We start from the raw sequence: 4,562 nt of genomic DNA on the forward strand, positions 1-4,562 counted from the left end.
GTTTTAGCAGTAGCAACCGTAACTCGGGTGAGGCGGCGGAATTCCGAACTCAAGACAATCTGCCGCTTCGCTTTCTACCGAGATAACGGAGTCGCCCTGCCGCAGTCTAGCGATCCTACAGAGCAGAGTTTTCTTAAATGACCCCGAGGCAGTCGGCTTGCTCTGTCTATAGAGTACGGAGAGGGGTCGGGACACTTCCTAAGGAAAAGGAACGTCGTTGACGGAAAGGTCTATAAGCTACCCGTAGAGACTCCAATCTGCCAACGATGCCAGGTCATTTAGGTGGTGCTATCCCCGGCGTTCCAGTGGTTACTGATCCGTTCGCGTGGATCGTTATCGCGAGCTTCGTCATCGCAACACTCGTTCACAAGCGCTCACCCTTTGGAAAGGACCTGCCAGTTCTCAAGCCTCGACACGCGGCAACTGGTGCGTGGCTTCTCTTCGCCATCTTCTGGCTACTTCTCGTCCCCCACTTCGCCTTCGTGCAGAAAAGCTACATTGAAGGCTTCCTGAGTGCCGCCGCCGTTCCTGCGAGCTTGTATACGGCGTATCTCGTCGGGACTGAAAAACGGGACCTCTCCACGCTTACCCAGTCGATTGCTCTCATGGGACTCATCTACGTGCCATTCCTCACGGTTGCGCCGTTGCAAGAGTGGCTCATTGAGGCGACTACGAACAATGCCGAGTGGCTCCTCACGGTGCTTGGATACTCGCCCGCTATTGTTGCGGGAGATCTCGGCTATCAGAACACCTTCCGATTTGTCCTTCCGAACAGTCATCGTATCGAAGTGAGTGTCATTCTCGCCTGTACAGGAATCGGAAGCATGTCTGTCGTCTCTGGACTCATCACGTCAACCAACGCCTCTCTTTCACGCAAACTCCATGCCGCTGCAATCGCGATCCCTGTGATTTATCTCGCAAATATCCTTCGCGTTGCGTTCATCGCTGTGGCGTTCGGCAAGCAGTGGTTCCAGGTCTACGTTCAGGAAATCCTCTTTCTGTTTGGAGCTTCTGACCCGTACTTGGTATCGTATTTCGTCTCTGATCGGATCATCTCACAGAGCCTTTCCGTTGTCGTGCTCGTTGGCTTAGTCTGGGCACTCCTTCGCGTCGTCCCGGAGCTGTTCGAAGTCGTTGAGGATGTCGCGTACATCGCGACCGGGAACGAATACCAAATCCGTCAAGCATTCGATTGAGGCCAGCTTCGTGGGCCGACGGGATGTTTTATGTTCCCGTACGGTTTCCATCTCTACGATGGATTTCACAACCGGAGCAGGGCTATTACTAACGGCCGGAATTCTCGGTATCACGCACGGAATCGAGCCCGATCACGTCGCTGGTATCACTGCACTGACCCACGAACGGGGTGATCCGAAACTCTCGGCACTCGTCGGCGGGTGTTTTGCTGCCGGTCATGTGGCACTCGTCGTCATTTGGATCGTACTCGCATACGTACTGCTCGGAACGACGGCATTCCCTCCCATATTTGAACAGTTTGGGCTATTGCTTGTCGGAATCGTGTTATCGCTTTTGAGTCTCTACCTTGGAATCACAGGCACTCGGAAGCTCATACACAGGCATGCTCATGACCACAGTGACGAATCACACGCACACTACCACCTGCATCTGCCACTATCAATCCGTACCCGTACAAATCATCACAGGAATCATGTCGAAGACCTCGGAGAACACTCGCACAGCCACGGGGTCCTTGAGTATCTCAAGATCGGCTTCGTCGGTGCGTTGTTTACCCTATCGCCGCCGGTATCGATGCTTGCGTTCACCTCGGTTGCACTGGCGGAGACGGATGTGGCCCTTCTGCCCGGAGTCGTAGTGGTGTATGGGGTCACGATTGTTGCCACAATGACCCTCATCGGCGGCGGGGCAGGCGCTCTGTTTCGTGTCTCTACAGCTCGTGGACAGCACTTTCACGCGGTTTCGCAGGTTGTCGCATCGGTGCTGGTATTGGGAGTCGCGGGTAACCTTCTGGCCGATCTCATCCCCGAATTATTAGCGTGATATCCACCTCACCGAAAACGTCGGGATTCTCGCCTTGAAAAAGATGGTCGACAGCCGTATTGGGAAACAATCACCGGGTCAGCGAGACGGTTGTCTTTCTCAAATCATGGTCCGGAGAGACGTTTGATGGACGGCAACGTCTCGTGCCGGGCAGCAATCAGCGAATACAGTCCCGCTGCTATCGAAAGGATGAACAGGAGATGTGCCACCTGAAGTCCGCTTGGCCAGTAGAATAAGAACGCCAGTTGTGCCGTGATCGATAGCCCTGTCCCGGCAGCGATTATCAGGAGGAATCCACGATGAATCACGAGGAAACGATCCGAATGCAGGACGAATGCGATTCCCGCCAGTATTCCAAGGCCGACCAACCCTTCATACAGCTCAAACATGTCCACGATCATCTGCGATCACCGCGTGCAACCACGGCTATGTCGGGATGGAGGGTGACGAGCCGGAAGACACCGAGTGCTAGCACAGTGTAGGACAGCGGTTCGAGCGCGTTGACAATCGGCGGGTGTTGGGGCCAGAAATACAGCAGCCCGTGAGAGACGGTGAAGACCACTGTGGCTGCTAGCACTGGAAGCAACATCCGGCGGTAATTTGAGTCTTTGAACTCGTGATACGCGAGGACAGCTAATCCGATGGAAATCACACCCACGAGTCCACCGAGGGCGAGCACGACCGCGGGGGATGGATCGACACTCATACGTGGTGAACGGTTACGTATCCGCATATGTGTATTGGTGCTCTCTGCTTCGGGATCAATAGTGGTAGACCCTCGACAGATAAGATATACAACCCCACGGGTACACATTCGGCATATGGCTGTATCGATCAATCCCACCGTTTTTGCTTTCTCGGAGACTACGATACTGATATAATGAGGCACCCAACCATCCTGGTCGATCAAATCAGAACGAGTCTCCCCGATGATGACGAGTTCGGGACTCGATAAACAGGCATGCAACGCTTCAACGACTGCGGCTGCAAGGTCGACCGAAAAGCCGAGGAGTACGGGCTCACCGATTTGGACGAGGAACTCTACCACCGGCATCAGGAGCGAGGGGCCAGTCTTCGTGATCTCGAATCATACGTGAACATGCGGATGTTAGACCGTGTACTGGAGGACACGGATATCGTTCTCCTCGACGGCGTCGAAAGTGTCTATCACATACTGGCAGGAGATGACGTGAGTGAGGGAAAGCGCGCTGAAATCAGAAGTCGACTCGAACAGGCTGGAATCGATGTCGACAAGCTCGAGAGTGATTTCGTAACCTATCAAACCGTCCGCAAACATCTTCGAGAGGCACTTGACGTAGATACTGGCGCGCGAAAGACACTCGACGCGTCGGATGCCGACACCCGCATTCGCCGGTTGCAATCACGGAGTGAGGCGGTCATCGCCGAGACGCTCGAACAGCTCCGGAGAGGTGAAAAACTCAAGACTGGAAAACTCGACCTTGTCATGTCGGTGCGTGTGACGTGCGAGAACTGTGGTGATTCATACCGGCTGCGAGAGCTGCTCGACAGCGGTCGGTGTCGCTGCGGCGGTACTCTCTCCCAGTAACGGACATCGACAAACTCCCCCAAGCACAAGCGTTATGACGATATTTCACGGTAGGCCGGATAGAAGTACGCGATGGCGATTCCCCCCACCTAAAGGCTGTAATGATTGACGACGGCGAGCGGATCCTGGATCTCATCGGCATCATCCTCGTGATGTTCATCATCGTAAGCGTTGGAATCCTCATTCTTGCTGCAATGAACGTGCCGTCACAACGGTCGGCAGACGAGCCAGAAGTGGATTGGGCGCTCACCCGTACGAACGCCACACACGTCCAGATTACACACGACAGCGGGGAGCCAGTCCCGGCGTCGGAACTTATTGTGACGGTGGATGGATTCGAACGACGCGTAACGTGGTCCGGACTCATCAGCCAGGGAGATTCCGGCGTCGTTAGGGGAGACCGCCAACAAGTGGTCCGCCTCTACTGGACCGGCGGGCTCGGAGATCGCTCACTGCTAGCGAGTTGGGAGATATAGCAATAGCAGTACAGCGTGTCATAGAATCGTTCCCAACGAATTGTTTTCACTCTACTATCCAGTGAAACGGTGTTAGAGAGATGTGCTTATTGAACGGCTCGACCGAGTCGATAGAACGGATATGAGAGTATTGCAGTGTACACGATGAGAGTACCAGCGAGGATGAAGCTCGCGAAGCCAGCCATGCCCCCGATAGTAGTTCCCCGGATTATGTGTGCGCCGGCAAACGGAGCCAGCGAGAGGACAACGAGTCCTGTTCCGAGGCGCTGGCTGGTTTGCTCAGTCGCAGCGCCTCGAACTGCTGCGAATCCGGGGGCAGCGCCAGCAAGTCCAATCTGAGTAGCCAAGAACAACGGAACAGAGACGAGCACAGTCGGTAGTTCCCATCACGTCAACTGATCGCCACGACTGTCGTGGTTAGATCCTCAGGAAGCGTCTGGATGGGTGTTGATGATGTGTTTATACCATCCAGACACCGTTCTTACGGCCTCTGACCTTGA

The 4,562-nt window shown here is 54.7% G+C and carries 6 protein-coding genes; 4 read left to right on the forward strand and 2 right to left on the reverse strand.

The features are described 5' to 3' along the window. The first annotated feature begins 290 nt into the window (after positions 1-290). Positions 291-1,196, forward strand: coding sequence for an archaeosortase A (gene artA, locus NDI65_RS22065; protein WP_119712996.1), 906 nt, complete (start codon positions 291-293; stop codon positions 1,194-1,196). Positions 1,197-1,254: 58 nt separating this feature from the next. Then, a complete protein-coding gene (locus NDI65_RS22070; RefSeq protein ID WP_119712982.1) occupies positions 1,255-2,019 on the forward strand; it encodes a hypothetical protein in 765 nt (254 codons plus the stop codon). Between the two features lie 104 nt (positions 2,020-2,123). On the opposite strand, the gene NDI65_RS22075 is transcribed toward NDI65_RS22070, so the two are convergent. Next, positions 2,124-2,420 carry a hypothetical protein gene (locus NDI65_RS22075; RefSeq protein WP_119712981.1) on the reverse strand — a complete coding sequence of 99 codons (297 nt, stop codon included), beginning with the start codon at positions 2,418-2,420 and terminating at the stop codon, positions 2,124-2,126. Beyond that, positions 2,417-2,725 (reverse strand): hypothetical protein, encoded by a 309-nt coding sequence (locus NDI65_RS22080; RefSeq protein WP_119712980.1) that lies wholly within the window; start codon positions 2,723-2,725, stop codon positions 2,417-2,419. The genes NDI65_RS22075 and NDI65_RS22080 overlap by 4 nt, the downstream gene beginning before the upstream one ends. Before the next feature lie 255 nt (positions 2,726-2,980). On the opposite strand from NDI65_RS22080, the gene rdfA reads away from it, so the two are divergent. After that, the gene (gene rdfA, locus NDI65_RS22085) at positions 2,981-3,586 is read left to right on the forward strand and encodes a rod-determining factor RdfA (RefSeq protein WP_119712979.1); all 606 of its coding nucleotides are present in this window, start codon (positions 2,981-2,983) and stop codon (positions 3,584-3,586) included. 101 nt (positions 3,587-3,687) lie between these two features. After that, a complete protein-coding gene (locus NDI65_RS22090; RefSeq protein WP_119712978.1) occupies positions 3,688-4,062 on the forward strand; it encodes a type IV pilin in 375 nt (124 codons plus the stop codon). Positions 4,063-4,562 lie beyond the last annotated feature (500 nt).

This window comes from Haloferax sp. S2CR25 (assembly GCF_031624535.1).
GTDB classification, from domain to species: Archaea; Halobacteriota; Halobacteria; order Halobacteriales; family Haloferacaceae; genus Haloferax; species Haloferax massiliensis.

Bases quoted from the DNA above. Each gene is read 5' to 3' on its own strand.
- NDI65_RS22070 (WP_119712982.1), top strand. From the start codon at position 1,255: ATGGATTTCACAACCGGAGCAGGGCTATTACTAACGGCCGGAATTCTC.
- NDI65_RS22075 (WP_119712981.1), bottom strand. From the start codon at position 2,420: ATGATCGTGGACATGTTTGAGCTGTATGAAGGGTTGGTCGGCCTTGGA.
- NDI65_RS22080 (WP_119712980.1), bottom strand. From the start codon at position 2,725: ATGAGTGTCGATCCATCCCCCGCGGTCGTGCTCGCCCTCGGTGGACTC.
- rdfA (WP_119712979.1), top strand. From the start codon at position 2,981: ATGCAACGCTTCAACGACTGCGGCTGCAAGGTCGACCGAAAAGCCGAG.
- NDI65_RS22090 (WP_119712978.1), top strand. From the start codon at position 3,688: ATGATTGACGACGGCGAGCGGATCCTGGATCTCATCGGCATCATCCTC.